The organism is Burkholderia orbicola (assembly GCF_900100915.1).
In the GTDB taxonomy this organism is placed as follows: domain Bacteria; phylum Pseudomonadota; class Gammaproteobacteria; order Burkholderiales; family Burkholderiaceae; genus Burkholderia; species Burkholderia orbicola.
The window spans coordinates 1,786,501-1,811,390 of record NZ_FNKW01000002.1; the positions used below are offsets into that span (position 1 = coordinate 1,786,501).

Below are 24,890 nucleotides of genomic sequence, written 5' to 3' on the forward strand. Positions count from 1 at the left end.
GGATATCGGCCGCCGCAGGCGGCCTTCGATGGAGCCACTACATGGGTAAGGGAAAGAAAACCACACAGCCCCAGCCGGTCGCCTCGCGGCCGAGCCGTGAAGAAGCCGAAGACGCCGTCCGCGTGCTGTTGCGCTGGGCCGGCGACGATCCCGCGCGCGAAGGCCTGCTCGACACGCCCGCACGCGTCGTGCGCGCATACGAGCAGTTCTTCGCCGGCTACGCGCTGGAGCCGCGCGACATCCTCGCGCGCACGTTCAGCGAAGTCGACGGCTACGACGAAATGATCGTGCTGAAGGACATCCGCTTCGAGAGCTACTGCGAGCACCATATGGTGCCGATCATCGGCCGCGCGCACGTCGCGTATCTGCCGAACCATCGCGTCGTCGGCATCTCGAAGCTCGCGCGCCTCGTCGACGCGTTCGCGAAGCGCCTGCAGATCCAGGAAAAGATGACCGTGCAGATCGCCGACACGCTGTTCGACGTGCTGCAGCCGAAGGGCGTCGGCGTGATCCTCGAAGCCGCGCACCAGTGCATCTCCACGCGCGGCGTGCACAAGCCGGGCGTCGAGATGGTCACGTCGCGCATGCTCGGCACGTTCCGCACCGATCCGTCGACGCGTCGCGAATTCCTGTCGATCGTCGCGAATCCTTCCTCGGTCAACCTGACGAATACCTGATGGAGCAGACGAAGCAAACGGCGCACGCGCCCGTCGTGCTCGTGACCGGCGCCGCGCGCCGGGCCGGGCGCGCGTTCGCAGAGTATTTCGCCGCGCACGGCTATCGCACCGCGGTGCATTACGACCGTTCGGCCGATGCCGCGCAGGCCGCCGCCCGCGCGATTGCCGAACGCGGGCACGATGCGGTGGCGCTGCAGGCCGACCTGTCCGATGCCGCGCAGATCACCGCGCTGATCGATGCGGTCTATGTGCGCTTCGGCCGCCTCGACGTGCTGGTCAACAACGCGTCGGTGTTCTGGCAGGACCATTTCCCGAGCTTCGATCTCGCCGCGTTCGACCAGGCGTGGGCCGTCAATTGCCGCGCGCCGATCCTGCTCACGCGCGCGTTCTACGAGCGGGCCCGCGCGGCCGGCACGCAGGGCGTCGTCGTGAACGTGGTCGACCAGAAGATCAAGGAAAACTTCCACCGCGACCATTTCAGTTACACGGTCGCGAAGGCCGCGCTCGGCAACCTGACGCAGATGCTCGCGCTGTCGTCCGCGCCGGTGCTGCGCGTGAATGCGGTGTTCCCGGGGCTGATGCTGCCGAGCGACGACCAGACGCAGGCCGACTTCGAACACGCGAGCCGCGCATCGACGCCGCTCGCGCGCATCGCGGGCCCCGACGACGTCGCCAGCGCAATCCTGCTGCTCACGGGCAATGCGTACAACGGCGTGGATTTCGTCGTCGATGCGGGCCAGAATCTGATCCGAGTCGACCAGGACGTACTGTACAAGCACCGCTCGCCGGACGGCAAGCACTGAAGCTTCGATGAACGCAGGCGGCTGCGCGCCGCCTTCGTGCGCCGGGACGAACCGGCTTCGCGCCGCTCACGCCCGCGAGCGCCCGACGGCGGCCCGGCCGCCGAACCATTGCGCGTCATCCGCGGCGTTGCGCGGAACGACGCCCGCGCATTCGCTCGCCGCGTTACGGCTTCTCGGCGCTCCCGCCTTCGCGGACCTTGCCCTGCGCGACGCTCGTGCCGGGCGGCACGCTGTGGGTGAGCCACACGTTGCCGCCGATCACCGAGCCGCGCCCGATCGTCACGCGGCCGAGGATCGTCGCGCCCGCATAAATCACCACGTCGTCCTCGACGATCGGGTGCCGTGCATTGCCCTTCACCAGCGCGCCTTCGCCATCCGCCGGGAAACTCTTCGCGCCAAGCGTGACCGCCTGGTACACGCGCACGCGCTCGCCGATGATCGCGGTTTCGCCGATCACGACGCCGGTGCCGTGATCGATGAAGAAGCTCGGGCCGATCTGCGCGCCGGGGTGGATGTCGATGCCGGTGGCCGAGTGTGCGATTTCATTGATGAACCGCGCGAGCAGCGGCACGCCGAGCTGGTGCAGCGCGTGTGCGAGCCGATGGTGCATCATCGCGAACACGCCGGGGTAGCACAGCAGGATCTCGGTGATGTGCTGCGCGGCCGGATCGCCCGCGTACGCGGCCTGGATGTCGCTGACGAGCAGCGCGCGGATCGCCGGCAACTGCCGGCCGAACTCGCGCGCGATCTCGAACGCACGTTCGTCGAGCTCGGCGAACGGCGTATCGACGTGCTCGGGCAGGAACGGCAGCGCGCGGCGGATCTGCTCGGACAGCACGCGCAGCGTGCTTTCGAGCGTGTGGCCGACGTAGAAGTCGACGCTTTCGTCGGTCAGGTCGGGGGCGCCATAGTGCGTCGGAAACATCGACGCGCGCAGGCCGGTCACAATCTTGCAGATCGCATCGCGCGACGGCAGTTCGCGGATGCCGCGCGGATGGCGCGTGCGATGGAGTTCCTCGCGCGACTCGCGCAAGCCGGCGACGATTTCTTCGAGGCCCCACTGACGGGCGGGTGATGTCGACATAAGCCAATGCGGGCAGCCGCGCGCGGATGCGCGGCCGCTAATAAAGTGACGGGTTCCGCAAGATTACCGCGTTTTTTGTCCGGGAGCGGCACCCCGGGGGATCGGCCGGACGGCCGACGCCGCATGCGTGCGGCGGCGTCACATCGAGATGCTGCTCGCGTCGATCCAGCGCACGGCCCAGTCGCGCGCGTGCGCGATCGCGTCGCCTTCGTCGTTGAACTGGAGCTCGATCGGAAAAAACCGGTTCGCCACGAGCTCCCCGTCGCTCGATCGGGAGATCACGACGTAGGGCTTGAATGAACCGTCACTGGCGCGTGCGGGCGCGCAATTCAACAGATAACCGCGGTGCGTGAAGGCAGTAGTCGCTTGCATGAATCCGCCACCTCTAGTCCCTTGCTTTGTTGTTCGCTACCCGTCTTTAAGGGTGCTGCGGCGCCCCGGCGCGGGCAGAGGCGGCGAGACTTCATCCCCTGTCGCCGCTTCGCAGGAAAAGAATCATACTCTGTAGAAAACGCGTCTTCTAGCTGAAATAAATCATGACAAATCAGTGCGCGTCGCGCGACCGCGGCGATCGCCCGCGCGCCTTTTCCCGTCGTGCCCGGAACGGGATTTGCTTCGATCCGGAGCGTGTCGCCGCCAGGAGAGCCGCGATGGAATCCTCCGCTCAAACAGGTCGTACGCATCCGCGCAGCATCGAACTCGACAACGACGACACGCACGACAGCACGGTCGACACCGACGGCAAGCACCGCGAAGCGTCGCGGCTCGCCGGGGTCGGGCCGATCTCGCCCGACGAGATCACGCGCAGCAATGCGTCGCTCGTCAATGCGATGCCGGAGGCCGGCGACGGCTTCGCCGGTTTCGACAGCCGCCCCGACGGCAATCATCCGGCGTTTGCGCTGCGCGCCGGCTACACGGTGATCGAGAAAGGCTTCGACACGCCGCCTGCGGGCGACGCGCCGTTCGGCCCCGTTCACCGGATGTACGGCAGCGCATACTGGCCCGGCCACAGCCGCCGGCCGGAGCGCGTCATCGAGCTGACGGCCGTGCCGAGATAGCCGGCGCGGCGTTTGAATCGGTCGTTCGTTTGGGATGCGCTATCGGTCGATCACGATGATCGATGGCGGTGAGTCGGCGCGTGTGATCGGACTGCACGCCGATACCCGCTCGCACGTTGTCGCAACGAACGATTCCGCGCCCTGGCATCGGCTTCGCAGTCATGCATGCCGCGCATCGCATCGACGCACAGGCATTGACCGAAGTCATGGCGCCACGGTGCGATTGCGATTGAATGGCGGTGCGTGCGACGCATCGGCATGGTGCAGCCGGGCCGGGTCGATGCGTGCGCATACGTTTACGTCAGCAATGCGGCTCGACGCTTGCCGCCTCACGCGACACGCGTCGCGCGGCGCAGCATGCGTCGCGCGCATGGCCATGCGCGACAGCGACAGAAACCACGCGGCCGCGCGGCACGACAGGCACCTCGCTGCACGATCGTGCCCGTTGGTTTACTCTGCCTCGCAGCATTGCCCGGCCCGCTCGGCCATCCGGCCGACTTCGTTTCAACCCGCCACTCGGAGACACTATGTACAAGCGTATTCTGGTTGCCGTCGACGGCAGCGACACGTCCCGCCATGCGTTCGATGCCGCACTGGCGCTCGCGAAAGCGCACGGCGCGGAGCTGCAGCCGTTCTACGTCGTCGAGAACGCCGCGATCTACTACAACGTGCCCGGCTACGATCCGTCCGTGCTGCGCGATCAGCTCCTCGCGCAGGGCAACGCACTCGCGCAGGATTTCGCGAAGCTGATGCAGGCCGCCGGCGTGAAGGGCGAAACGCAGCTGAACGAAGCGACGTCGCTCAACGACGTGTCGTCGCTGATCCTCGACGGCGCGAAAGCGTTCGGCGCCGATCTGCTCGTGCTCGGCACGCATGGCCGCCGCGGCTTCCGCCGCCTCGTGCTCGGCAGCATCGCCGAACAATGCGTGCGCCACGCAACGCTGCCGGTGCTGCTGATTCCGGCCGCCGCCAACGCGGACGAGCCGGCTGCCTGAGCGGCGTTCGGCACGTGCGCCCGGTCGCGACGTTTTGTCGCCCGACAGCGGCAACTTGCGGTGGGACAATGATTTCGTCGATTCAACGCCGGAGTAAACGATCATGCTGACGCCCGTCGCCACCCGCCCCGCCGCCACGCCCCATCCCGGTAGCTGGGCTCCCCGTCAGGCCCCGCACTGCTCGTCGTGCGCGATGCGGCACCTGTGCATGCCGCAGGGCCTGGCGCCCGAAGCGCTCAGTCGCCTCGAATCGGTCATCTGCGCGGCACGCCCGGTCAAGCGCGGCGAAGCGCTGTTCCGCGAAGGCGACGCATTCGACAACCTGTACGCGGTGCGCTCGGGTTCGCTGAAGACCGTCGCGACGCGCCACGACGGCCGCGAACAGGTCACGGGCCTGCACCTCGCCGGCGAAGCGCTCGGCCTCGACGGCATCTGCGACGATACGCACCCGCGCACCGCGGTCGCGCTGGAAGACAGCTCCGTCTGCGTGATTCCGTACAGCGCGCTCAAGGCGCTGTGCTCGGAAGCCGGCTCGATGCAGTTGCGCATGCACAAGCTGATGAGCGAACAGATCGTGCGCGAAACGTCGCAAACGATGCTGCTCGGCTCGCTGAATGCGGAGGAGCGCGTCGCCGCTTTCCTGCTCGACGTCTCGTCGCGCTACCTGAAACGCGGCTACTCGCCGTCGGAATTCAACCTGCGGATGACGCGCGAGGACATCGGCAGCTATCTCGGCATGACGCTCGAAACGGTCAGCCGCACGCTGTCGAAATTCCAGAAGCGCGGCCTGATCGAAATGCAGGGCCGCCACGTGCAGATCGTCGACTTCGACGGCCTGCAACACCTCTGACGTCGCACGGCGCGCACCGCGTGCGCGCCGCCCGCATGACGTCGCTGGTCAATCGAGAAACAGCGCGGCACGCGCCTTCAGCGCCGCGCTGAAATCGTCGAGCCAGCCGATCGACAGACGCCAGCTCTGCCAGTACAGATCGATGTCGATGGTTCGGCCGCGCGACATGTCGATCAGCTCGCCCGCCGCCAGTTGCCGGTCGACCATCCGGTCAGGGCACATCCCCCATCCCAATCCCGTTTCGCACGCGCGCAGATAGCCTGCGACGTGCGGTATCCAGTGCTGCGGCGGATCGAGATCCGCGCGCGTCACGCGTCGGATGAAACGCGCCTGCAACCCGTCCTTCGGATTGAACATCACGCACGGCGCGCGGCGCAGCGCATCGCGCGTGATCCCCGCATCGAAATAACGTGCGTAAAACGCCGGCGAGCACACCGCGCGATAGCGGATTCGCCCGAGCCGCTCCGACCGGCATCCCTGGATCGGCTCCGCCTGCGCGGTCACCGCGCCCTGCACGCTGCCGTCACGAATGCGCGAGGCCGTGTAATCCTGATCGTCGATCACGAGGTCGAGCAGCGTCTCGCGCTCCGTGCAGAACGGCCCGACCGCGTCGATGAACCACGTCGCGACGCTGTCGTCGTTGACGGCCACGCGCAGCGTCGGCCAGGCGCTCGCGACCTGGCCCGGCAACGCGGGCATCCGGCCGCCCAGTTCGGCCTCCAGCAGCTGCACGCGTTCGGTATGCCGGCACAGCAGCGCGCCCGACGTGGTCGCGACGCACGGCTGCCCGCGCTTGACGAGCACGCTGCCGACCCGCTCCTCCAGCAGCTTCACGCGCTGCGACACCGCCGACGGCGTGACGCTCAGCTCCTTGGCCGCCCGCTCGAACGAGCCGTGCCGGATCACGGCCGCGAGGGCATCGAGCAACGCGTAGTCGAGCATTAGATTTCCTTAATCCGCATTAGGTGATTTAGCTTCTCTTATTCCCGCCCCGATCGCAGACTAGCGCTACCCGATTCATCCGTCTACTGCTTCCACGGCTGTCCCCCATCATGAACTGGCTCGCTTTTTCCCACGGCGCCGCACTGTGCGCGTCGCTCATCGTCACCATCGGCGCACAGAACGCATTCGTGCTGCGCCAGGGCATCATGCGCTCGCACGTCGGCAAGATCGTGCTGCTGTGCGCGGTGTCCGACATGATCCTGATCGGCGCGGGCGTCGGCGGCGCATCGGTGCTGGTCGAGCGCTATCCGACCTTCGTCCATGCGGTGCTGTACGTCGGCCTCGCGTATCTCGCGTGGTTCGGCATCAACGCGCTGCGCCGTGCGTTCAAGCCGGGCCACGACACGCTCGACGTGCGCGGCGACGCGGTCGCCCCGCCGCCGCAACGCGCGCTCGCGATCGTACTGATGACGCTCGCATTCACGTGGCTCAACCCGCACGTCTACCTCGACACGTTCCTGCTGATCGGCACGGCCGGCGCGCGCGAGCCGGAAGGCGCGCGGCTCGCGTTCGCGATCGGCGCGATGACGGTCAGCGTCGTGTGGTTCCTCGGGCTCGGCTATGGCGCGCGATTGCTGGCGCCGTGGTTCCGCAAGGCGGTCGCGTGGCGCGTGCTGGACGGCGCGATCGGCAGCATGGTGCTGTTTCTCGCGGCCGTGCAGTTGCGGTAGGGAGGGGCGTGTCGCGGCAGATCCTGTCTGCCGCGACGTCGGGCAGCCGGCCGCGGTCGCGACCGGTATGGGGTCGGCGTCAGGCCGTCGAGGTCGCGTCGGGCAGCGGACCGCCGATCGCCGCGGGCTGGTTGCTGGCCAGTTGCGGTTCGTTGGCTGCCGTCGGGTCCTGCTGCTTGGCCGGATCGACCTTGGCGAGTTGCGTGGCGGCCTGCTCGGCCTTGTCGCCCTCGTAGCGCCAGTACAGGAACTTCTTGCCGCGCTTGCCCATGAAGTACTGACGGTTGACCGACCAGCGGCTCGATTCGGCGAAGCCGACGTGACCGTCTTCCATCTGCTTCTTGAAACCCGCGATCGAGTCGTGCACGTAGTGATCGAAGAACCGGTCGAACGTCGCGCGCGCCGCCGGATCGATACCCCCCAGCCAGTTGCCGGTGACCCGCGTGGCCGCGTCGATCGCCTTGTACTGCTCCGAGATGGTCCGGGTCAGGACGCCCCCGTTGGCGCGACGGATGAGATCCGCATCCTCGTTCCATTCGCGGTCGGTAATCGCCATGTAGGAATTCACGCCGCCCGGCGGCTTCAGCCGGCCGTCGTGCAGGCGCCGGCTGCGGCTGGCGCGCCACTGGTAGTAGCGGTTCATGTGCCAGATGATCTGCGACTCGAGCCGGCCGCTGTTCGACGCCACGCCCGCGCGCCGCTCGTTGCCCTGCCCCATGTACACGTTCCAGGCCGTCTCCAGCTCGGGGGAAATCGCGAACAGCCCGCCGGCCGATTCCACGATCTCCTTCGGCTCGCGAAACGGCACGCCGGCCTTCCACGCGTCGATATAGAGATTGTTCAACGCGACGTTGGCCAGCTCGTTGGTGCGCCCTTCCTGATAGTTGCGCTCGTAGCCGCCGCCCACGTCCGAGTGCATGCCGGGGTAATACACCTCGCGACAGTTCGAGGGAAGCTTCTGATCCTCGCGCACCGAGTCGCCGGGGAATTTCTCCCGGACTTCATGCGATGCGACATAGTGAACGCATTCCCGCACGTAGTCCGGAATGCGGATGTCGTTCGCCCATTCCGCATGGCCGCCCTTGTCGATGCTGTGGAGCATGCCGCCATAGACCGGCCCGAGGATCGCGCCGACGATGTAGGGCGCCGCCTTCTCCAGGCGGCTGCCGCCGAAGCCTGTCGACGCCACCGTATCGAGGATGCCCATGAAGTAGACGACCACTTCGGGACGCATCCCCTTCATGTTCTTCTTGTTCCACCAGAGCCGACCGCCGATGTTCTCGGCCAGCTGCTCGGTCAGCATGCGGACGAACGCCCGCGCCTCCGTGGCGCCGCGCGAGAAGCCGAACGCGGCCACGTTGATCTGGCTCACGGCCGGCATGTGGTTCGCCACGTGCTTTTCGAGCTCGCGGAGCATCCAGCGGATGCGCGCCTCGCCCTTGCTCGCGGCCGCCATGCCGAGCGCGCCGTCGATACCCTTGCCCGAATCACCGACCTTGCTGCACGGTGTGCCGACGCCCTCGACGTACCGGCCCATCGTGCGCGGATTGGCCTTGTTGAACGGGACATGGGCAAACATCGCGAGTTTGGCGATGTTGCTGTACTTGGTCTTCGCGACGTCCGTCGAACCGTTGCCGTCCTCGCCGTAGTTGTTGCCCGTGCCGTCGAAGAAGGCCGTGAACCACACGGGCTTCGGACACTCCTTGCATTGCTCGACCCGCAGCGGATCGAGCGCCTCGCGATGCCCGTTGCGGATCGAGTCCTCGACCGGCGTGATATCGGTGATGCGTCGAATGAGGGGGGGATTGCTCATGGCGGTTACGCTCCTGTTCCGGTCACGCGTCCAGCGTCAATTCCACTGGGCCGGCTTCTTGCGCCCATAGAACGGATTGGGAATTTCCTTCAGGCACGCGCGGTCGGTCAGCTTGCGCTGCGCGTCGCGCTTCGACAGGGCCACTTTCGGGTCCGGGCCGTCGACGCCGAAATCCATGTCGCCTTCCACGCGGCCATCGGGGAAGAAGTGCAGCACGATACCGCCGCTCTTGTCCTTGACGGGCGGGCGCGTGACCGTGATCTCGCCTTCGCACCACGCCATCCCCGGCTGGGTTTCCCGGTGGGTATACGGGTCGTAGTTCGCGGACGACGCTTCCATCGCGCGCTTGTCGACCACCCGCTCCCACCACACCTTGAACGTCTTCGGGGTCTTCCAGCGGAAATCCCACGCGAGACTCGGGCGCGAGCCGCCGCCGCCGGACCAGTATTTCGCGCTCCGCGGCGTGGCATGCGCGCCGTCGGCGCTCGCCGCGTCGTCGAGGCTGTTCTTGTCGGGCGGCAGCAGATAGACGCCGTAGATGTCGTAATCCGTATAGTTGAAGGACCCGGCGGTGATGACGTCGTAGTTCGGGTCGTTCCATTTGTTCACTTCGCCCGGCGCCAAGCTGTCCTTTTCGGCATCGTTCACGCTCTTGCTGCACGCAGCCGTGGAAAAAACCATCACGGACAGCAAAGTGATCCAGCAGCGGTTCATATTGAACTTCCTTCTCTTCCAGTCGATTTCATTCGAGTCGCGTCGCGCACGCGCCATCACCCGGCCGCTTCCTGCATCCGCCGCCAGTCCTCCGCCGGCACCCGCGCCAGCGCGTCCGGGAACGCCTCTCCCTGCGCCACCGCGTCGAACACGGCGGCCATCGCCGGATCTTCGTCGAAGCGCGCGCCGTAGCGCAACGCCAGTTCGCAATAGATCAGCAGCGACGCCGCGCTTTCGGCGCCGTGCGCCTGGCAGCGTGCCAGTTGATCGCGCACGAAGCCGTAGTGCTGCGCGGCCGGCAATGACGCCAGCAGCGCGGGCTTTTCGACACGCAGCCGCTCGAGCATCGTGTACGGATAGCAGGCGGCGAGCAGATCGTCTTCCTGCGCCTGGGTCAACTGCAGCGGAAACTCGGCGGCCTGCCTGACGTTGGCGGGCGCGGCGATGTCCGCCGTTCGGATCTGCAGCGCGGTATCGCGGTGAATCCAGTGCCGCACGCCCTGCGCCAGATACGCTCGATGGGCGGCGGGCAGCATGTCGAGCCAGAACGGCAGCACGCGCGGATCGAAGAAGCGCATCAGCATCACGCTCTCCATCTGCTCGAGCTGGACATCGACCATCGGCGCCAGATGCGCGGCCAGTCGCTCGAGCGACAGCGGCGACACGAGCACGCTCGCCGCCAGCCACGGAATGCCGGGCGGCTCGATCGCGTCCGCAGCCTCGGCCTCGGCGCTGTCGGCGGCGGGCTGCCATTCGAACAGCAGCGGCCCGACGACTCTTGCGTCGTCGTCGGTGTCGTCGCCGAGCAGCGAGGCCGCGACGAACGCGGGCCACGCCGCCTTGTCATCGTCCGGCAAGGTATCCAGCAATGCGCCGTCGATCAGGACGTAAGCGCGCAGCCCGTCCTGCGACGACAGCGTCGCCTGCAGCGCGTCGGCCGTCTGCGCGGCGATCAGGTCATTCGTCATGCGCGGCCCTGCCTCACGCCTTGGCCGCGAACGGCGACGCCATCGATGCCGCGTTGACCATGCACGGCGCGCACGCCGTGCCGGGGAACGCGCGCGCGGGCACCGGCAGGCTGTCCGGCCCGATGAACGTATGCGACGCCGCATGCGCGGTGAATTCGCCCTTGGTCCCGTGCACGATGCCGCTGCCGTTCCAGCGCGTATAGCTGGTCCCGCCGTTGATCAGGACTTCTTCCTTCGCGGTGATGGTGATGCGGTTCGCATCGACCTTCACGTCCAGCTTGGCGAGCACGTTGACGCTGTCCTTGAGCGCCTGGATGTCGATGTCGGCGGCGGCGGCCACGAGCCGGATGCCCTTCTCGAACGCGGCGACGCGCACCGCTTCCTGCGCGCTGACCAGCATGCTCTTGCCCGCGCCGATGCTCGTGTGGGCGCCGCTCGTCAACGCGACGTGCTGGTCGCTCGCGACATGGGTCGACCCCGTCGTCGTCGCCAGAATCCCCGCCGGGCTGGCGAGCGCGAGGAACGGCTGCGCGAACTCCGGAAACTCGCCCTGCTGCGGATTGCCGCCGCTGCCCCTCAGGCCGTCGTTCTGCGTCCTGAGCGCCTGATGAACGGCGTCCTGATCGCCGGACTCCTGCGCCTTCACGTCGTGCGCGGACCCCGACAACGATTCGTGCAGGTCGTGCGCCTTGTCGAGGCGCGCGACGGTCTCGCCGATGTCGGTCGCATGGGCACGCGCGTCGTAGCGCGCCTCGCTGGTCACGAGCAGGCCCTTGGCCGCCCGTACCGCGCCATGCGCGTCGGTCCGCAATTCGAAGCCGCGGGCGCGCTGATCGGTGCGCCCCTGGGTCGCGTCGATGCGGACGTTGTGCCCGAGCGTCAGTTCGCTCGCGTCGGTATCGCTGCGCAGCTTCAGCTGGAGCTGCTGCGGCGTGTCGTCGAGCAGCACGTGGTTCGAGCGCCCGCCCGCCGCATTGCCGCCGTCGCCCGACAGCTCGCGACTGCGCAAGCCGGTCAGCACGTGCTGGTCGGGCAGCGCCCACGGCGGCATCCGTTCCGCGTTGTACGTGGTGCCCGACACGACGGGCCGGTCGGGATTGCCGTCGAGGCACATCACGAGGACCTCGCTGCCCACGCGCGGATGCGCGATCATGCCCTTCTCGCCGCCCGCCCAGCCGGCGGCCACGCGAATCCGCGCGCTGATCTGCGCCGCCCGATCCCAGTGATAGACGATGCAGACGCGGCCGTACTCGTCGACGTCGACGCTGCCGGCTCCCTTCGCGCCGGCAACGGTCGCGGTTTGCGGCGCCAGCACGCGCACCGGTTCGCTGTTGAACCCGCGCCCCGGTCGCCACGGCGTACGTCGATGGCCCGCGACGAAGCGGTTGCGATACTCGGGCTTGCCGTCGGCCTGCAGGTAATTGTTCGCCGCTTCGTGACAGGCTTCGAGAATCAGGTACTCGTGATCCTGCGGGCTGCCCGACGCCACGCTGAAGTGATCGGACAGCTGGAACCAGCGCCCGGGCAGGATGCCGTGATGATTGCCGGCCGCGTCGAAACGCGTCGCGGCCGCCTCGATCTCTTCCATCCGCACACGCGCGAGCGCGTCGCCGGCGCGCGTCTGCTTCGCGAAGCCGTAGTGCCCCACATATTCATGATGCTCGACCTGCGGCGCGACACCCGGCGGATGCAGCGTCGGAATCTGCGCGTGGGCCGCATGCGGCGCCTTGAAGTCGAACGCCGTCGCGCTGTAGCTACCGGCCGATAGCGACCGTACCGCGGACCATTGCGAAATGGCGTCGGCGGCCATCGGGCCGTCGTGCGTCTGGAAGCGGATCTGCGGCGAGCGGCCGTCGACGGCCGGGCACTGCACCGTGCTGTCGTCGCCGACGATCAGCTTCAGGCCTTTCTCGTCATGCTCCCACCAATACAGGAACCCGACGGCTTCCAGATGGCGAACGATGTAGTTCCAGTCGCTTTCGCCGAGCCCGCCGCCCTGGACGTTCATCGTGCGTGCCGGATCGTCGCCGCGCACGCGCCACTCCCATGACGGCGCGAGCCCCTGGTAGTCGGCGAGCAGCGTGCCGATCTGCTGCTGCAGCGATTGGCCGAGGAACAGGCGGTTGTTCACGCGGGTCCGCAGGAAGTAACTCCACGGGCGCAGCACCGCGCGATATTCCGCGATCGAATCGTCGTTGCGGACCAGCGAAAACTCGGTGCAGTAACCGGTGAAATAACGCAGGCCGCCGTCGGGGCGCACCATCGACACCGCGAGCAGCTTGCCCAGCATGTCGGCCAGCGTGACGCCCGCCTCGCCCGACAACAGCGTCACCTCGAACGTGAAATCGATCCCGAGCCCTTCGTGCGCGACGAGACGCTCGGCCACCAGCCGCGCCGGACGTTGCCGCCCGTACGAGTCGGTCACCGACGGCGCGTCGTCGTGAGGAAAGGACAGCGCGAGCAGGCGTTTGTCCTGCAGGAAAAACGGGGTTCGAATGAATGCCGCCAGGTCAGCCATGACCGCCTCAGAATGATTTTTCGTTCGTATGGCAGCGGCCCGCTGCCTCCCTTAATTTTGGGATGAAAGGATATCGTAGACAACGCATCGCGACAACATTGACGCCATGCGTCATTTCCCTAACCTGGCACGGAAAATCGGTAATAAATACAGCGCCTTGCGCGCGGCGGGGCCGGCGCTCGAACGGAGGTCGCCGCCGTGATGACGTCACCGCGTCCGGCATGCCGGCGCACGCGCGCGAAACCTGCCGGTTGGTGCGCCGGGGGCGGAACCTCGCCACGTAGTCGCCGTCTCAACGCGACCGGCTTCACGTCCCGCAGTCCCCTCCCGTCACCCGCAGCTTACGGAGCAGAACATGGCACATCGCACCCTCGGTACATCCAGCATCCAGGTTTCGCCGCTCGCGTTCGGCGGCAACGTCTTCGGCTGGACCGTCGACGAAAACGCATCGTTCGCGTTGCTCGACGCGCTCGCCGACACCGGCATCAACTTCATCGACACGGCCGACGTCTATTCGGCCTGGGTTCCCGGCAACCACGGCGGCGAATCGGAAACGATCATCGGCAAGTGGCTGAAGCGCTCCGGCAAGCGCGAGCAGGTCGTGATCGCGACCAAGGTCGGGCTCCTCGGCACGCGCGCCGGGCTGTCGAAAGACAACATCCTGAAGGCCGTCGACGATTCGCTGCGCCGCCTGCAGACCGACTACATCGACCTGTATTTCTCGCACCGCGATCTCGCCGACACGGCCCCGCTCGAAGAAACGCTCGGCGCGTATCAAACGCTGATCGATGCGGGCAAGGTGCGCATCATCGGCGCGTCGAACTACAGCGGCGCACGGCTGCGCGAAGCCGCGGCCATCAGCGCGCGCGACGGACTGCCCGCCTACCAGGTCATCCAGCCCGAATACAACCTGCTCAACCGCGCCGACTACGAACGCGATCTCGAGCCGGTCGTGCGCGAGCTGAAGCTCGGCGTCGTCAACTACTACGCGCTCGCGAGCGGGTTCCTGTCGGGCAAGTACCGCAGCGAAGCCGACCTGAAGAAGAGCGTGCGCGGCGATCGCGTCGCCGGCTATCTGAACGAACGCGGGCTGCGCATTCTCGCGGCGCTCGACGCCGTATCGGCGAAGCACGGCACGCAGCCGGCCGCGATCGCGCTCGCCTGGCAGATCGCGCGGCCGACGATCACCGCGCCGATCGCGAGCGCGACGTCGCTCGAGCAGCTCGCGCTGCTCGGTGAAGCGATCCGCGTCACGCTCGATCAGGACGACGTCCGCCAGATCGACGAAGCCAGCGCGCCCTGAAGTCCGTGGCACTGGCAGCGCCGGCCGGGAGAACCGCATCGCGGTTCCACGGCCTGCCTGCGATGCGCGCCAGGTGAATGAATGCAATGGCGGGCAGCCGATGGCCGCGCGGTTCGACCGCGCTTCCTCGCGCCGAACCTGACCACACCCTCGCCGCGCCGCAAACGAAAACGGCGCGTGATGCACGCGCCGCCGCCAAACCATCCGCAAACCGCCGTCAGCCCGCGGCCTCGCGCGCCGCATCGCGCAGCGCCATCGGCGACGCGCCGTAGCGCTCGCGGATCGCGCGGCTGAAATGCGCCTGGCTCGAAAACCCCCAGCGGAACGCGATCTCGCCGATGCTCGTCTTGCGCAGCCGCGCATCCGTCAGCTCGCGATGCGCGTGCGACAGCCGTTCCGACCAGATGTGCTGCGTGATCGACTCGCCTTCGGCCGCGAAGAGGCGGCCCAGATGCCGCAGCGACAGCCCGACCGCATCGGCGACGGCCTGCGGCCCGAGCTCCGGCTCGCCCAGATGCGTCGCGATGTACTGCTTCGCGGTCAGCAGGTACGACAGCGACGCGCGCGAGGCGCCCGCACCGTTCACTTCCGCGTCGATGAGTTCCGCGATCAGCGTGCGCGTGTGCTCGGCGAACCGCGCGGCGTCGCGCTCCACCGGCGCCTTCATGAACCGCTCGACGCTCGCGCGCAACGTTGCGCCGAGCATCGCGCCCGCGCCCGGCTTCGGCGCGATCCGCAGCGGCAGCGCGGCCAGTTCCGCATCGAGGCGGTCGTCGAACGTCGTGATCGGGATATCGATCAGCAACTGCCGCATCGGCGTGAGGAATCCGAACAGATACGGCACGCGGGTGTCGTAGACGACGAGATCGCCGGCCTCCGCGAGCAGGCACCGGTCGTGCTGGATGAAATACGCGCGCCCGCTCAGGATCTGGCAAGCGAACAGCGACTCCTTCGGCAACTGGCGCACCAGCGCGGGGCTGCGCTCGATCACGTGATCCTGCCCGCTGATGTCGGCGATGCCGAGGCCCGGCAGCGCGATATCGGTCTTCTCGGCTTCCAGCCCGGCCGGCGACAGCGACGAGCAGCGCAGGCCGACCAGCGTCGCCGCGTTGAACGCATCCCAGTACGCCATCCGGTCGCGCGCCGGCACGTCGGCCGTCGAGCCTCGCGTGCGTGAAAAAACGGTCGAATTCGTCACGTCGCCTCCTGCTGGCGCCTGTCGTGCGGAGCGGCACGGATTGGGGGATGGTTCGTCTGGATTCTGGTGCGATGCAATGTCCGGCGCGGTCAAGCAATGCGTCCCGCCCAGTCAAGAGCGGCGCGCGCCGGCTGGATAAAGTCGAGCCCACGACAACCCATGAAGGAGACACCCCGTGGTCGACAAAGCCGTATCCGAATTCTGGCAAAACATTCCGGCGATTGCCAATCCGTTCAAGCCCGATGCGCTGCCCGAGGCCTACATCCCGAACGCGGCCACCGACGACGAGCGCTATTACGTTCCGTTCACCGAAACGGTTTCGTCGCGGCCGCTGTGGATCTCGCCGTCGCAGAACAAATGGTGCGACATCCTGATGGCGAAGGAAGCCGGGCTGGTGAACCGGCACTATCACCCGCACGAGGTGTTCGCGTACACGCTGTCGGGGAAATGGGGTTACCTCGAACACGAATGGACCGCGACGCGCGGCGATTTCGTGTACGAGACGCCGGGCGAGGGCCACACGCTCGTCGCGTTCGATCACCCCGAGCCGATGCGCGCGTTCTTCATCGTCAAGGGCCCGCTGATCTGGCTCGACGACGCAGGCAATCCCGACGGCTATTTCGACGTGCATTCGTACATCGCGATGTGCAAGGCGCATTACGAGAAGGTCGGCCTCGGCGCGCAAGCGGTCGAGAAGCTGTTCCGCTGACGCGCGGCGAGGCTCACGATGACGTCCCCTTCCTCCTCCAGGCGCGCCTGGACGTACGAGAACAGGCTGCTGCTGATCCTGTTCATGACGTTCGGCTTCGTGTTCTTCGACCGCCTCGCGCTGTCGTTCCTGTTCCCGTTCATGTCGGCCGAGCTGCACCTGACGAACACGCAGCTCGGCATGGTGTCGTCCGCGCTCGCGCTCACGTGGGCGCTGTCGGGCGCCGCGACCGGCGCGTGGTCCGACGCGCGCGGCACCCGCAAGCCGCTGCTGGTCGCGGCCGTGCTCGGCTTTTCCGTGTGCTCGGCACTGTCGGGGCTCGTCGGCGGCTTCGCGAGCCTGATCGCGTTTCGCGCGCTGATGGGCATCGCCGAAGGCCCCGTGCTGCCGCTGTCGCAATCGCTGATGGTCGAAAGTTCGACGCCGAGCCGCCGCGGGCTGAACATGGGCCTGCTGCAAGGCTCGGCCGCCGGCCTGCTCGGCGCGATGATCGGCCCGCCGGTCGTGATCGGCATCGCCACCGCGTATGGCTGGCGCGAGGCGTTCTACGTGTCGTGCATTCCGGGCTTCCTGATCGCGTTCTGCATCTGGCGCTGGGTGCGCGAAATGCCGCCCGGCGGCGTGCGCCACGTGCAGGCGGAAAGCGCGGCCACGCATGGCGCTCAGACAGCCGGCGGCGCCCAGGTCAGCCGCTGGGCATTGCTGAAGGAGCGCAACATCCTGCTCTGCGTGCTGATCAGCTGCTTCTTTCTCACGTGGTTCGTCGTGATCATCTCGTTCGCGCCGGTGTTCCTCGTGGAAAGCCGCCACCTGGCGCCGTCCGACATGGGCGTCGTGATGACCTGCCTCGGCGCCGCGTGGGTGTTCTGGGGCTTCGCGGTGCCGGCGATCTCCGACCGGATCGGCCGCAAGCCGACGATGATCGGGTTCGCGCTGATCGCGGCCATGTGCCCGGTCGTGCTGATCCACGTCGGCTCGGTCTGGGCGCTCGGCGCGCTGGTGTTCGTCACGTACACGGGCCTCGGCTGCTTCACGCTGTTCATGGCGACGATCCCGGCCGAAACGGTGCCGCCGCGTGCGATCGCGAGCGCGCTCGGGCTGATCATGGGCGCCGGCGAGCTGATCGGCGGCTTCGTCGCGCCGACCGTCGCCGGCTTCGCGGCGGACAGGTACGGCCTGCAGTTCGCGATGTGGACCTCGACCACCGGCGCGATCCTCGCGTGCGTGCTGTCGTTCGGCCTCGTCGAAACCGCGCCGGCCGTGCTGCGCAAGCGCGCACTCGAAGGCGCCGCGGCCGGCCGCCTCAATACGCCCAACCTCGGAGGACGCTGACATGCGCGCACTTCAATGGCATGGCCCGCGCGACGTCCGTCTCGTGGAAATCGACACGCCGCGCGTCGGCCCCGGCGACGTGCGCATCGCGGTCGCGTATTGCGGGATCTGCGGCAGCGACCTGCATGAATACGCGGACGGCCCGCACGCGATTCCAGTCGATGCGCCGCATCCGCTGTCGCGCCGCACCGCGCCGCTGACGCTCGGCCACGAGTTCTGCGGCACCGTCGTCGAAGTCGGCGCCGACGTGACGACGCTGCGCGCGGGCGACCGCGTCGCGGTCGAACCCGAGTATCGCTGCAGCCAGTGCGCGTACTGCCGTTCGGGGTCGTACAACCTGTGCGTGTCGATGGGCTTCGCCGGGCTGATGGGCGACGGCGGGATGGCCGACTTCGCGGTCGTGCCGGCCTACATGCTGCATCGCCTGCCCGACGGCGTGAGCCTCGAACAGGCCGCGGTAATGGAGCCGGCCGCCGTTGCGCTGCATGCGCTGCGGCGCGGCGAACTGCGGCTCGGCGAGACCTGCGCGGTGTTCGGGCTCGGGCCGATCGGCCTGCTGCTGATCATGCTCGCGAAGCTGCAGGGCGCGACCACGATCGTCGCCGTCGACGTGTCGCCCGAACGGCTCGCGGCCGCCACGCGCTTCGGTGCGACGCATGCGTTGGATGCGCGCACGCTCGATGCATCCGCGTTGCAGGACGCGATTCGCGCGGCCACGGGCGGGCTCGGCGTCGATACGAGTTTCGAGGCGGCCGGATTGCAGGCCACGTTCGAATCGGCGATGCGGGCACTGCGCAAGGGCGGCCGCGTCGTGATGGCCGGCCTGATGCCGCACGCGGGTTTCGACGCGTTCCGCGCGGTCAACGACGAGTTGACCGTCACCACGAGCGTCGGCTACCGGCACGCATACGAAGACCTGCTGCGCATCGTCGTGTCGGGCGCGCTCGACCTCACGTCGATCGTCACGCGCACCGTGTCGCTCGAGGATGCCGTCGCCGACGGCTTCGACGCGCTGCTCGCCGATCGCGCGCAGATCAAGATCCTCGTTTCACCCACGCAACGGCCGGCCCGTCGCGCGTCCACCACCGGGAGCATCGAGCATGAGTCGTCAGTGGGCGTTTGACGGGCAGTCCGTCGTGGTGACGGGCGGCACATCGGGCATCGGCGCGCGCACCGCGCTGCGGTTCGCGCAGGCCGGCGCATCGGTCGTCGCGCTCGGGCTCGACGCCACCGGCCCGCATGCGCCCGTGCATGCCGGTGTCCGATGCGTGGAACTTGACGTGGCCGACGGCGCGGCGCTGACGCGCACGATCGCCGCGCTGCCGCGGCTCGACGTGCTCGTCAACGGCGTCGGCATCAGCCGGCACGCGGGCGAATACCGGATGGACCAGTTCGAGCACGTGCTGAACGTGAACCTGACGTCGGTGATGCGGGCATCCGACGCCGCGCTGCCCGCGCTGGCGGCCAACGGCGGCAGCATCGTCAATATCGCGTCGATGTACACGTACTTCGGCAGCAAGGACCGGCCCGCGTACAGCGCGAGCAAGGGCGGTATCGCACAGCTCACGCGTTCGCTCGCGCAAGCGTGGGCCGATCCCGGTATCCGCGTGAACGCGGTCGCCCCGGGCTGGATCGACACGCCGCTCAGCAGCGCTCTGATGGCCGACCCACTGGCATCGCGCCGCATCCTCGAGCGCACGCCGCTCGGGCGCTGGGGCACGGCCGACGAAGTCGCGGAAGTGATCCTGTTCCTGTGCTCGCCCGGCGCGTCGTTCGTCACCGGCGCGGTCGTGCCGGTGGACGGCGGGTATTCGACGGTCTAGCGCGCGGCGCGCGGGCCGCGGAAGGTCGCCGGATCGACGCGACCTGCCGATGCCCGTTGCGCGCCACGCTCCCTTTGACCGTCGCCGAACCGGGTTCTCCCGGTTCATGTTTCTTCATATCAATCAGTAGTCCCATTAAAAATATCCGGCTCGATCGGATCATGTGAGGAGCACTTTGGAGATGACGAAAAAGACCTTTCTGGCGCTCGCGGCCTGCACGCTTCCGGCCGCGGCGTTCGCGCAGAGCAGCGTGACGATGTTCGGGCTGATGGATACCGGCATCAGCTACGTCAGCAATCAAGGCGGCCATGGCGCCGCGAAATTCGACGACAACATCTTCTTTCCGAACCTGCTCGGCTTCGAGGGCAAGGAGGATCTCGGCGCGGGCACGCGTGCGATCTTCCGGCTCGTCAACCAGTATTCGCTCGGCAACGGCTCGATCATCGGCGGCGGACTGTTCGCGCGCACCGCCTATGTCGGGTTGCAGAACGACCGGTACGGCACGCTGACGCTCGGCAACCAGTACGAATTCATGGTCGATGCGCTGGCCGCCAGCGGCAACGAGATCGCGCAAGATCTCGTCGGCCTGTACGGCTTTCGCAACGGGCCGTTCGATCGGCTCGCGCTGCCGAACAACCCGACCGGCGCATTCGACTGGGACCGCGTCGCGGGCAGCAATCGCGTCGCGAATTCGGTCAAGTACACGAGCCCGTCGCTGTCGGGCCTGACCTTCGGCGCGCTATACGGTTTCGGCAACGTCGCGGGGTCGATCGGCGCGAACAACACGGTCAGCGTCGGCGCCAGCTACGAACACGGCCCGTTCGGCGCGGGCGCCGCCTATACGAACCAGAAATACGGCGCGGCCGACGGGCTGCCGCCCACCAGCGTACGCAACTGGGGCGCCGGCGTGCACTACACGGTCGGTACGGTCACGGGCAAGGCGCTCTTCACGACCGTGCACAACGCGCGCAACGGCGCGGGCGCGTGGTCAGCGGAAGCCGGCGCCGCGTGGCGGCCGTCGCCGGTATGGGTGATCGGCGCGAGCTACACGTACATGAAGGGCAACGACACGCTCGACGACGCGCACGCGCATCAGCTTCTCGCCGCCGTCCAGTACTGGCTGTCGAAGCGCACGATGGTGTACGTGGCGGGCGTGCATCAACGCGCGAGCCACGGCAGCAACGCGCAGATCAACGGCGTGATGGACGCGAACGGCGCATCGAGCGGCGCGTTGCAGTCGATCGCGCGGGTGGGGTTCAGTACGCGGTTCTGATCCGGCGCGGACGCGAACGGTCGGCGTTCCGGCATGCGGAGCATGCTGACGACGAAGGCGCGACGAAGGCGCGGCGCCGGTTGGGCCCGCTGCCTGCGTCCCCATCGACGACCGCTACCGCAGCGGATCGCCCATGTCGCGCGTCCTCGCCGCATCGCGACACTGCGACGGCGTGACGCCGAAACGCCTGCGGAACAGCCGCGCGAAATACGCGGGATCGGAAAAGCCCGACTGCAGCGCGAGGCGCGTAATGCTCGCGCCGTCGGCGCCGGTCTGCGACAGCACGTCGTGGCACTTCTCGAGCCGCAGACGCTGGATCATCGCCTGCGGGCTTTCGCCGATCGATTCGAATGCCTGGTAGAGCGTGCGGCGACAGACCTTCAATGCCGCCGCGATGCGATCGGGCGACAGTTCGCCGTCGTCCAGATGCCGATGAATGTAGTGCTGCGCGTCGCGCAGCAACGCGTCGCGGAGCCTGCGCCGCGACGCGGGCGCCGTCCCGTCCGCAAAATCGATGTCCTCGGCGATCAGCGCGGCCACCAGCTCCAGCACGCCGAAGCGGCTGCGCGGATTCATGCGCGGGCCCTCGGCGATCATCGCCTGCAGGCTGGCGAGCGCGACCGCCGCGCCGCCCGTCGTCGGCATCGCGCGGCCGATTGCGTGCCGGGCCAATGCCAGCAGCGCGTCGTGATCGGCCACTTCGCACAGCATCGTGACGAACTCGCCGCCGGTGTCGCTTTGAATCCAGTACGGGCTGCTCGCCTCGTACAGCGTGAAATGTCCGGGCGGCACGACCACCTCGCCCGCACGCTGTTCGAGCGTCGCCGCCCCGCTCAGTTGCCAGATCACCTTCACGTAGCGGTGCTTCAGCGTCCTGCACGCGTCGCGCCCGATGGAGGCGCTGTGCGCGCTTGCCGAAACACGCGCGACGCGGCAGCGCGCATGATCGAACACGTCGACGCGTGCGTCGAATTCGCCGGATGCGCCGGCGCTCAGTTCCAGTGGAAAGAATCGATGCCGGATCTGCTCCGACCAGCACGCAATGCCGCCGTCCCGCCGCCGCGAAAGCGATCCCGAATCGATCATGACGTTCATCTCCAGAAGAATCCGGCTTTCAAGTCCGTCCGTTACCTGGCCGCAAGCATCCCTGCACCGCAGGCGCGATGATCGACTCGTCCGACTTCCCGGTTGCGTGTGGCGACGCGTGCCGGTCATGCATCGAGGGGATCGGATCGAAGCATACGACGCGGCCGCGCAAAAAAAAATTCACATAACGCCCATGCCCGGCCGGGACGCTACCTGATGCGGTAAAGATTTCACCTAGATGCACCGCACTCCTGACGGCTCTGCACGCAAACACATGCGACCCGCAATACGGCGCGGCACCCTGCTGACGAGCGGCCCCCCATCCATTCGGGTTTGCCGGCTCACGCCGTCAAACACACCGCCCGAAGACCAACAGCGGCCGCTCATGCGCCGCAGCAGGAAACAAACGATGAAAAAGCTACGCATTTCCCTGATGTTTTCCGCGCTCGTCGCCGCGCACGGCGCTCATGCGACCGAAGGCGGCGGTTCCCTCTATCCGACCGGCGCGGAAGGTTACCTGTGCTGCGCGCTGCCGCCGCCCGGACGCTATGCGCTGATCTACGCCGAGCGCTACCACGCCGGCGAACTGCGCGACAACGACGGCCGCAACGTCGCACCGCCGGATTTCAGCCTCACCGCGTATGCGGTCACGCCGCGGATCGTGTGGGTGACGCCGTACACCTTCGCCGGCGCGTCGCTGGCCATGCATGCGCTGCTGCCGCTCGTCACGCTCGACGTCCACGCGGGCGGGCAATCGCAACGAAGGACCGGCATCGGCGACATGACGTTCGGGCCGGCGCTCGGCTGGCACGTCACGCCGACGCTCCATACGCTGCTCGCCGTCGACGTCTTCGCGCCGACGGGCCGGTACGACAGGAACGACCTCGCCAATATCGGCCGGCACTACTGGGCGATCCAGCCGATTGCCGGCCTCTCGTACGGTGGCCGCACCGGGCCCGTGTTCGACGCCAAGGTCATGTGGACCTTCAACCGGCGCAACCCGGCCACGGATTATCGGTCCGGTCAGGAATTCATCGTCGACTATTCGGCGGGCTGGGGCTTCGGCAACGGGCTGACGGTCGGTGCGGGCGGCTATTTCTACCGGCAGATGACGGACGATTCGCAGGCCGGACAGACCATCGCCGGCAATCGCGGCCGTTCGTTCGCGATCGGCCCGTCGATCAAGTACGACAGTGGGAAGGGCTGGTTCGTGACCGCCAAATACCAGATGGAAACCACGGTACGGAACCGCCCCGAAGGCGCGGCATTCTGGCTGAAGGCCGTGTTTCCGCTGTGATCCGAACGCGTCCGCGCCGGCGTCGGCCGGCGCGGCGGCGGCGCAGGTCGTCCCTGCGCCGCGTCCTTCATCGGCCGAGCAGCAGATCGGCGCCGCGTTCGCCGATCATGATCGCCGGCGCATTGGTATTGCCGCTGGGCACCTGCGGGCAGATCGAGCAGTCGATCACGCGCAGGTTCGCGAAGCCGTGCACGCGCAGCGACTTCTGATCGACCACCGAGGTCCGCGGGTCCGTGCCCATCCGGCAGGTGCCGGCCGGGTGATAGACGGTCTTGATGTCCTGCCGCACGAACGCCTCGAGCGCCGCCCGGTCGTCCGGATCGATCCGCGCGGGCGCGACGATCTCCTTCACGTGCGCCTGCAGCGCCTTCGCCGACAGGATCCGGAGCCCGGCCTGAACGGCACGGATCTGCCCTTCGAGGTCGGCCGGATCGCTGAGGAAGTTCGCATCGATCGTCGGCAGATCCGCCGGGTCCGTGCTGCGCAACCCCACCTGCCCGCGCGACTTCGGTTGCAGATGGCCGACCTTGACCGACATGCCGTGTTCGCTCGCCGGCGGCTTCTCGCCCGGCGTATTGTCGAAATTGTCGAGCAGCGGCAGGAAATGGAACTGGACGTCCGGCCGCCCGGTGCCGAGCGTGTCGATGAAAGCGCCGCCTTCGAGGATGTTGCTGGTCAGCAGCCCGCTGCGGAAGCATTTCCATTGCAGGAAATGGCGCATCGCCCTGAGCCCCGCATTCTCGCCGTAGAGGCTGGTCGGCGTGCGGATCGACGCCTGCACCGACATGTGCAGATGATCGTGGAAGTTCTTGCCGACCGGCAACGCGGCCACCGTGTCGATCCCGAGCGCGCCGAGTTGCTCCGCCGGCCCGATGCCGGACAGCATCAGTACCTTCGGGCTGCCGATCGCCCCCGCGCTCACGACGACCTCCCGGCGCACGCGCACCGCCACCGGCGCATTGCCGCCTTCGCTGAATTCGACTGCCACCGCACGCTCAGCATCGGTGCGGATGCGGTGCACGAGCGCACCCGTCACCACCTTCAGCTTCGCGTCGTCGCGCACCGACGCCAGATACGTGCGGGCCGTACTCGCGCGTTCGCCGTCGCGCGTCGTCGTCTGGTAATAGCCGATGCCCTGCTGCACTTCGCCGTTGAAATCGTTGACGTAGGACAGCCCCATCTCCTGCCCGGCCCGGATGAACGCGGCCGTCAACGGATGCCGATAGCGGTTCTCGCTGACGGGCAGCGGCCCGGTCTGGCCGTGATACGCGGGCCCCAGGCTTTCGTTCGCTTCCGCCTTCATGAAGTACGGCAGCACGTCGTCGTAGCGCCAGTCGGTGCAGCCCCACTGTGTCGCCCAGTCGTCGTAGTCGTCGCGCTGCCCGCGGATGTAGATCATCCCGTTGACCGAACTGCCGCCGCCCAGCACCTTGCCCTGCGCGATGATCATCCGGCGGCCGTTCGCGTTCGGCTGCGGTTCGGTCATGTAGGGCCACGATTTCTTCTGGAACACCTGCATCACGCCGCCCGGAATCCGGTGAAACGGATTGTCGTCGCGCGTGCCGGCCTCCAGCAGCAGCACCGAGCCGGCGTTCTGCTGGATCAGCCGCGCGGCGACGACGCAACCGGCGGAACCCGCGCCGATGACGACGTAATCGAAGGTCAGGTCTTGAGTAGTCATGTGTCTGTCGATAGGGGTGAGCGGGCCGGTGGCGC

At 67.6% G+C, this 24,890-nt stretch carries 23 protein-coding genes; 13 read left to right on the top strand and 10 right to left on the bottom strand.

All coding sequences use genetic code 11. From position 1 onward, the window contains the following. Window positions 1-41 precede the first annotated feature (41 nt). Window positions 42-677: a GTP cyclohydrolase I FolE gene (gene folE, locus BLS50_RS24875; RefSeq protein ID WP_011548713.1), complete on the top strand. Its 636-nt coding sequence runs from the start codon at window positions 42-44 to the stop codon at window positions 675-677. Beyond that, window positions 677-1,480: an SDR family oxidoreductase gene (locus BLS50_RS24880; protein ID WP_074804820.1), complete on the top strand. Its 804-nt coding sequence runs from the start codon at window positions 677-679 to the stop codon at window positions 1,478-1,480. Before folE ends, BLS50_RS24880 begins: the two co-directional genes overlap by 1 nt. Window positions 1,481-1,643: 163 nt before the next feature. Here the strand turns inward: BLS50_RS24880 and epsC are convergent, their stop codons facing one another. Continuing rightward, window positions 1,644-2,564, bottom strand: a complete 921-nt coding sequence (gene epsC / locus BLS50_RS24885; protein WP_011548715.1) for a serine O-acetyltransferase EpsC — start codon at window positions 2,562-2,564, stop codon at window positions 1,644-1,646. Window positions 2,565-2,702: 138 nt separating this feature from the next. Continuing rightward, window positions 2,703-2,936, bottom strand: coding sequence for a hypothetical protein (locus tag BLS50_RS24890; RefSeq protein WP_006480138.1), 234 nt, complete (start codon window positions 2,934-2,936; stop codon window positions 2,703-2,705). Window positions 2,937-3,214: 278 nt separating this feature from the next. Here BLS50_RS24890 and BLS50_RS24895 point away from each other — a divergent pair, with 278 nt between their 5' ends. The 3 genes from BLS50_RS24895 to fnr all read left to right on the top strand — a co-directional run bounded on the left by BLS50_RS24895 (window position 3,215) and on the right by fnr (window position 5,467). Continuing rightward, complete coding sequence (locus BLS50_RS24895) at window positions 3,215-3,622, top strand: DUF3005 domain-containing protein (protein WP_074804822.1); 408 nt, start codon at window positions 3,215-3,217, stop codon at window positions 3,620-3,622. A 527-nt stretch (window positions 3,623-4,149) separates the two neighbouring features. Next, window positions 4,150-4,617, top strand: a complete 468-nt coding sequence (locus tag BLS50_RS24900; RefSeq protein WP_006480140.1) for a universal stress protein — start codon at window positions 4,150-4,152, stop codon at window positions 4,615-4,617. 103 nt (window positions 4,618-4,720) lie between these two features. Then, window positions 4,721-5,467: a fumarate/nitrate reduction transcriptional regulator Fnr gene (gene fnr / locus BLS50_RS24905; protein WP_074804825.1), complete on the top strand. Its 747-nt coding sequence runs from the start codon at window positions 4,721-4,723 to the stop codon at window positions 5,465-5,467. 48 nt (window positions 5,468-5,515) lie between these two features. Here the strand turns inward: fnr and BLS50_RS24910 are convergent, their stop codons facing one another. Beyond that, on the bottom strand, window positions 5,516-6,409 hold the full coding sequence (locus BLS50_RS24910; RefSeq protein ID WP_074804828.1) for a LysR family transcriptional regulator ArgP: 894 nt from the start codon (window positions 6,407-6,409) through the stop codon (window positions 5,516-5,518). Between the two features lie 110 nt (window positions 6,410-6,519). Between BLS50_RS24910 and BLS50_RS24915 the strand changes: the two genes are divergently transcribed. After that, the gene (locus BLS50_RS24915) at window positions 6,520-7,140 is read left to right on the top strand and encodes a LysE/ArgO family amino acid transporter (protein WP_012339039.1); all 621 of its coding nucleotides are present in this window, start codon (window positions 6,520-6,522) and stop codon (window positions 7,138-7,140) included. 79 nt (window positions 7,141-7,219) lie between these two features. Here BLS50_RS24915 and BLS50_RS24920 read toward each other — a convergent pair whose 3' ends face one another. From BLS50_RS24920 to BLS50_RS24935, 4 genes are all read right to left on the bottom strand, one after another. Beyond that, on the bottom strand, window positions 7,220-8,953 hold the full coding sequence (locus BLS50_RS24920) for a T6SS phospholipase effector Tle1-like catalytic domain-containing protein (protein ID WP_069230419.1): 1,734 nt from the start codon (window positions 8,951-8,953) through the stop codon (window positions 7,220-7,222). A gap of 36 nt (window positions 8,954-8,989) precedes the next feature. Continuing rightward, entirely contained in the window at window positions 8,990-9,601 is a 612-nt protein-coding gene (locus tag BLS50_RS24925; RefSeq protein ID WP_256334143.1) for a DUF3304 domain-containing protein, read from the bottom strand. A gap of 122 nt (window positions 9,602-9,723) precedes the next feature. Next, a complete protein-coding gene (locus BLS50_RS24930) occupies window positions 9,724-10,635 on the bottom strand; it encodes a DUF4123 domain-containing protein (RefSeq protein WP_074804831.1) in 912 nt (303 codons plus the stop codon). A gap of 13 nt (window positions 10,636-10,648) precedes the next feature. Beyond that, entirely contained in the window at window positions 10,649-13,153 is a 2,505-nt protein-coding gene (locus BLS50_RS24935) for a type VI secretion system Vgr family protein (RefSeq protein ID WP_074804837.1), read from the bottom strand. A 355-nt stretch (window positions 13,154-13,508) separates the two neighbouring features. Between BLS50_RS24935 and BLS50_RS24940 the strand changes: the two genes are divergently transcribed. Further along, the gene (locus BLS50_RS24940; RefSeq protein WP_027812888.1) at window positions 13,509-14,456 is read left to right on the top strand and encodes an aldo/keto reductase; all 948 of its coding nucleotides are present in this window, start codon (window positions 13,509-13,511) and stop codon (window positions 14,454-14,456) included. A 217-nt stretch (window positions 14,457-14,673) separates the two neighbouring features. Here BLS50_RS24940 and BLS50_RS24945 read toward each other — a convergent pair whose 3' ends face one another. Then, window positions 14,674-15,654: a helix-turn-helix domain-containing protein gene (locus BLS50_RS24945; RefSeq protein ID WP_023474941.1), complete on the bottom strand. Its 981-nt coding sequence runs from the start codon at window positions 15,652-15,654 to the stop codon at window positions 14,674-14,676. Between the two features lie 175 nt (window positions 15,655-15,829). Here BLS50_RS24945 and BLS50_RS24950 point away from each other — a divergent pair, with 175 nt between their 5' ends. The 5 genes from BLS50_RS24950 to BLS50_RS24970 all read left to right on the top strand — a co-directional run bounded on the left by BLS50_RS24950 (window position 15,830) and on the right by BLS50_RS24970 (window position 20,791). Then, the gene (locus BLS50_RS24950) at window positions 15,830-16,363 is read left to right on the top strand and encodes a 2,4'-dihydroxyacetophenone dioxygenase family protein (protein WP_006480150.1); all 534 of its coding nucleotides are present in this window, start codon (window positions 15,830-15,832) and stop codon (window positions 16,361-16,363) included. Between the two features lie 18 nt (window positions 16,364-16,381). Next, window positions 16,382-17,695, top strand: coding sequence for an MFS transporter (locus BLS50_RS24955; protein ID WP_074804840.1), 1,314 nt, complete (start codon window positions 16,382-16,384; stop codon window positions 17,693-17,695). Window position 17,696: 1 nt separating this feature from the next. After that, window positions 17,697-18,818 carry a 2,3-butanediol dehydrogenase gene (locus BLS50_RS24960; RefSeq protein WP_074804844.1) on the top strand — a complete coding sequence of 374 codons (1,122 nt, stop codon included), beginning with the start codon at window positions 17,697-17,699 and terminating at the stop codon, window positions 18,816-18,818. Further along, window positions 18,796-19,518 carry an SDR family NAD(P)-dependent oxidoreductase gene (locus BLS50_RS24965; protein WP_074804847.1) on the top strand — a complete coding sequence of 241 codons (723 nt, stop codon included), beginning with the start codon at window positions 18,796-18,798 and terminating at the stop codon, window positions 19,516-19,518. Before BLS50_RS24960 ends, BLS50_RS24965 begins: the two co-directional genes overlap by 23 nt. A 181-nt stretch (window positions 19,519-19,699) precedes the next feature. Further along, a complete protein-coding gene (locus tag BLS50_RS24970; protein WP_074804850.1) occupies window positions 19,700-20,791 on the top strand; it encodes a porin in 1,092 nt (363 codons plus the stop codon). A gap of 114 nt (window positions 20,792-20,905) precedes the next feature. On the opposite strand, the gene BLS50_RS24975 is transcribed toward BLS50_RS24970, so the two are convergent. Further along, window positions 20,906-21,877 carry a helix-turn-helix domain-containing protein gene (locus tag BLS50_RS24975; RefSeq protein ID WP_256334144.1) on the bottom strand — a complete coding sequence of 324 codons (972 nt, stop codon included), beginning with the start codon at window positions 21,875-21,877 and terminating at the stop codon, window positions 20,906-20,908. Window positions 21,878-22,286: 409 nt separating this feature from the next. Between BLS50_RS24975 and BLS50_RS24980 the strand changes: the two genes are divergently transcribed. Beyond that, window positions 22,287-23,174, top strand: a complete 888-nt coding sequence (locus BLS50_RS24980) for a SphA family protein (RefSeq protein ID WP_074804855.1) — start codon at window positions 22,287-22,289, stop codon at window positions 23,172-23,174. 67 nt (window positions 23,175-23,241) lie between these two features. On the opposite strand, the gene BLS50_RS24985 is transcribed toward BLS50_RS24980, so the two are convergent. Next, window positions 23,242-24,855 (bottom strand): GMC family oxidoreductase, encoded by a 1,614-nt coding sequence (locus tag BLS50_RS24985; protein ID WP_074804858.1) that lies wholly within the window; start codon window positions 24,853-24,855, stop codon window positions 23,242-23,244. Window positions 24,856-24,890 lie beyond the last annotated feature (35 nt).

What these genes read in the sequence shown, in the direction of transcription:
- folE (WP_011548713.1), top strand. Translation starts at nt 42, where the DNA reads ATGGGTAAGGGAAAGAAAACCACACAGCCCCAGCCGGTCGCCTCGCGG.
- BLS50_RS24880 (WP_074804820.1), top strand. Translation starts at nt 677, where the DNA reads ATGGAGCAGACGAAGCAAACGGCGCACGCGCCCGTCGTGCTCGTGACC.
- epsC (WP_011548715.1), bottom strand. Translation starts at nt 2,564, where the DNA reads ATGTCGACATCACCCGCCCGTCAGTGGGGCCTCGAAGAAATCGTCGCC.
- BLS50_RS24890 (WP_006480138.1), bottom strand. Translation starts at nt 2,936, where the DNA reads ATGCAAGCGACTACTGCCTTCACGCACCGCGGTTATCTGTTGAATTGC.
- BLS50_RS24895 (WP_074804822.1), top strand. Translation starts at nt 3,215, where the DNA reads ATGGAATCCTCCGCTCAAACAGGTCGTACGCATCCGCGCAGCATCGAA.
- BLS50_RS24900 (WP_006480140.1), top strand. Translation starts at nt 4,150, where the DNA reads ATGTACAAGCGTATTCTGGTTGCCGTCGACGGCAGCGACACGTCCCGC.
- fnr (WP_074804825.1), top strand. Translation starts at nt 4,721, where the DNA reads ATGCTGACGCCCGTCGCCACCCGCCCCGCCGCCACGCCCCATCCCGGT.
- BLS50_RS24910 (WP_074804828.1), bottom strand. Translation starts at nt 6,409, where the DNA reads ATGCTCGACTACGCGTTGCTCGATGCCCTCGCGGCCGTGATCCGGCAC.
- BLS50_RS24915 (WP_012339039.1), top strand. Translation starts at nt 6,520, where the DNA reads ATGAACTGGCTCGCTTTTTCCCACGGCGCCGCACTGTGCGCGTCGCTC.
- BLS50_RS24920 (WP_069230419.1), bottom strand. Translation starts at nt 8,953, where the DNA reads ATGAGCAATCCCCCCCTCATTCGACGCATCACCGATATCACGCCGGTC.
- BLS50_RS24930 (WP_074804831.1), bottom strand. Translation starts at nt 10,635, where the DNA reads ATGACGAATGACCTGATCGCCGCGCAGACGGCCGACGCGCTGCAGGCG.
- BLS50_RS24935 (WP_074804837.1), bottom strand. Translation starts at nt 13,153, where the DNA reads ATGGCTGACCTGGCGGCATTCATTCGAACCCCGTTTTTCCTGCAGGAC.
- BLS50_RS24940 (WP_027812888.1), top strand. Translation starts at nt 13,509, where the DNA reads ATGGCACATCGCACCCTCGGTACATCCAGCATCCAGGTTTCGCCGCTC.
- BLS50_RS24955 (WP_074804840.1), top strand. Translation starts at nt 16,382, where the DNA reads ATGACGTCCCCTTCCTCCTCCAGGCGCGCCTGGACGTACGAGAACAGG.
- BLS50_RS24960 (WP_074804844.1), top strand. Translation starts at nt 17,697, where the DNA reads ATGCGCGCACTTCAATGGCATGGCCCGCGCGACGTCCGTCTCGTGGAA.
- BLS50_RS24965 (WP_074804847.1), top strand. Translation starts at nt 18,796, where the DNA reads ATGAGTCGTCAGTGGGCGTTTGACGGGCAGTCCGTCGTGGTGACGGGC.
- BLS50_RS24970 (WP_074804850.1), top strand. Translation starts at nt 19,700, where the DNA reads ATGACGAAAAAGACCTTTCTGGCGCTCGCGGCCTGCACGCTTCCGGCC.
- BLS50_RS24975 (WP_256334144.1), bottom strand. Translation starts at nt 21,877, where the DNA reads ATGATCGATTCGGGATCGCTTTCGCGGCGGCGGGACGGCGGCATTGCG.
- BLS50_RS24980 (WP_074804855.1), top strand. Translation starts at nt 22,287, where the DNA reads ATGAAAAAGCTACGCATTTCCCTGATGTTTTCCGCGCTCGTCGCCGCG.
- BLS50_RS24985 (WP_074804858.1), bottom strand. Translation starts at nt 24,855, where the DNA reads ATGACTACTCAAGACCTGACCTTCGATTACGTCGTCATCGGCGCGGGT.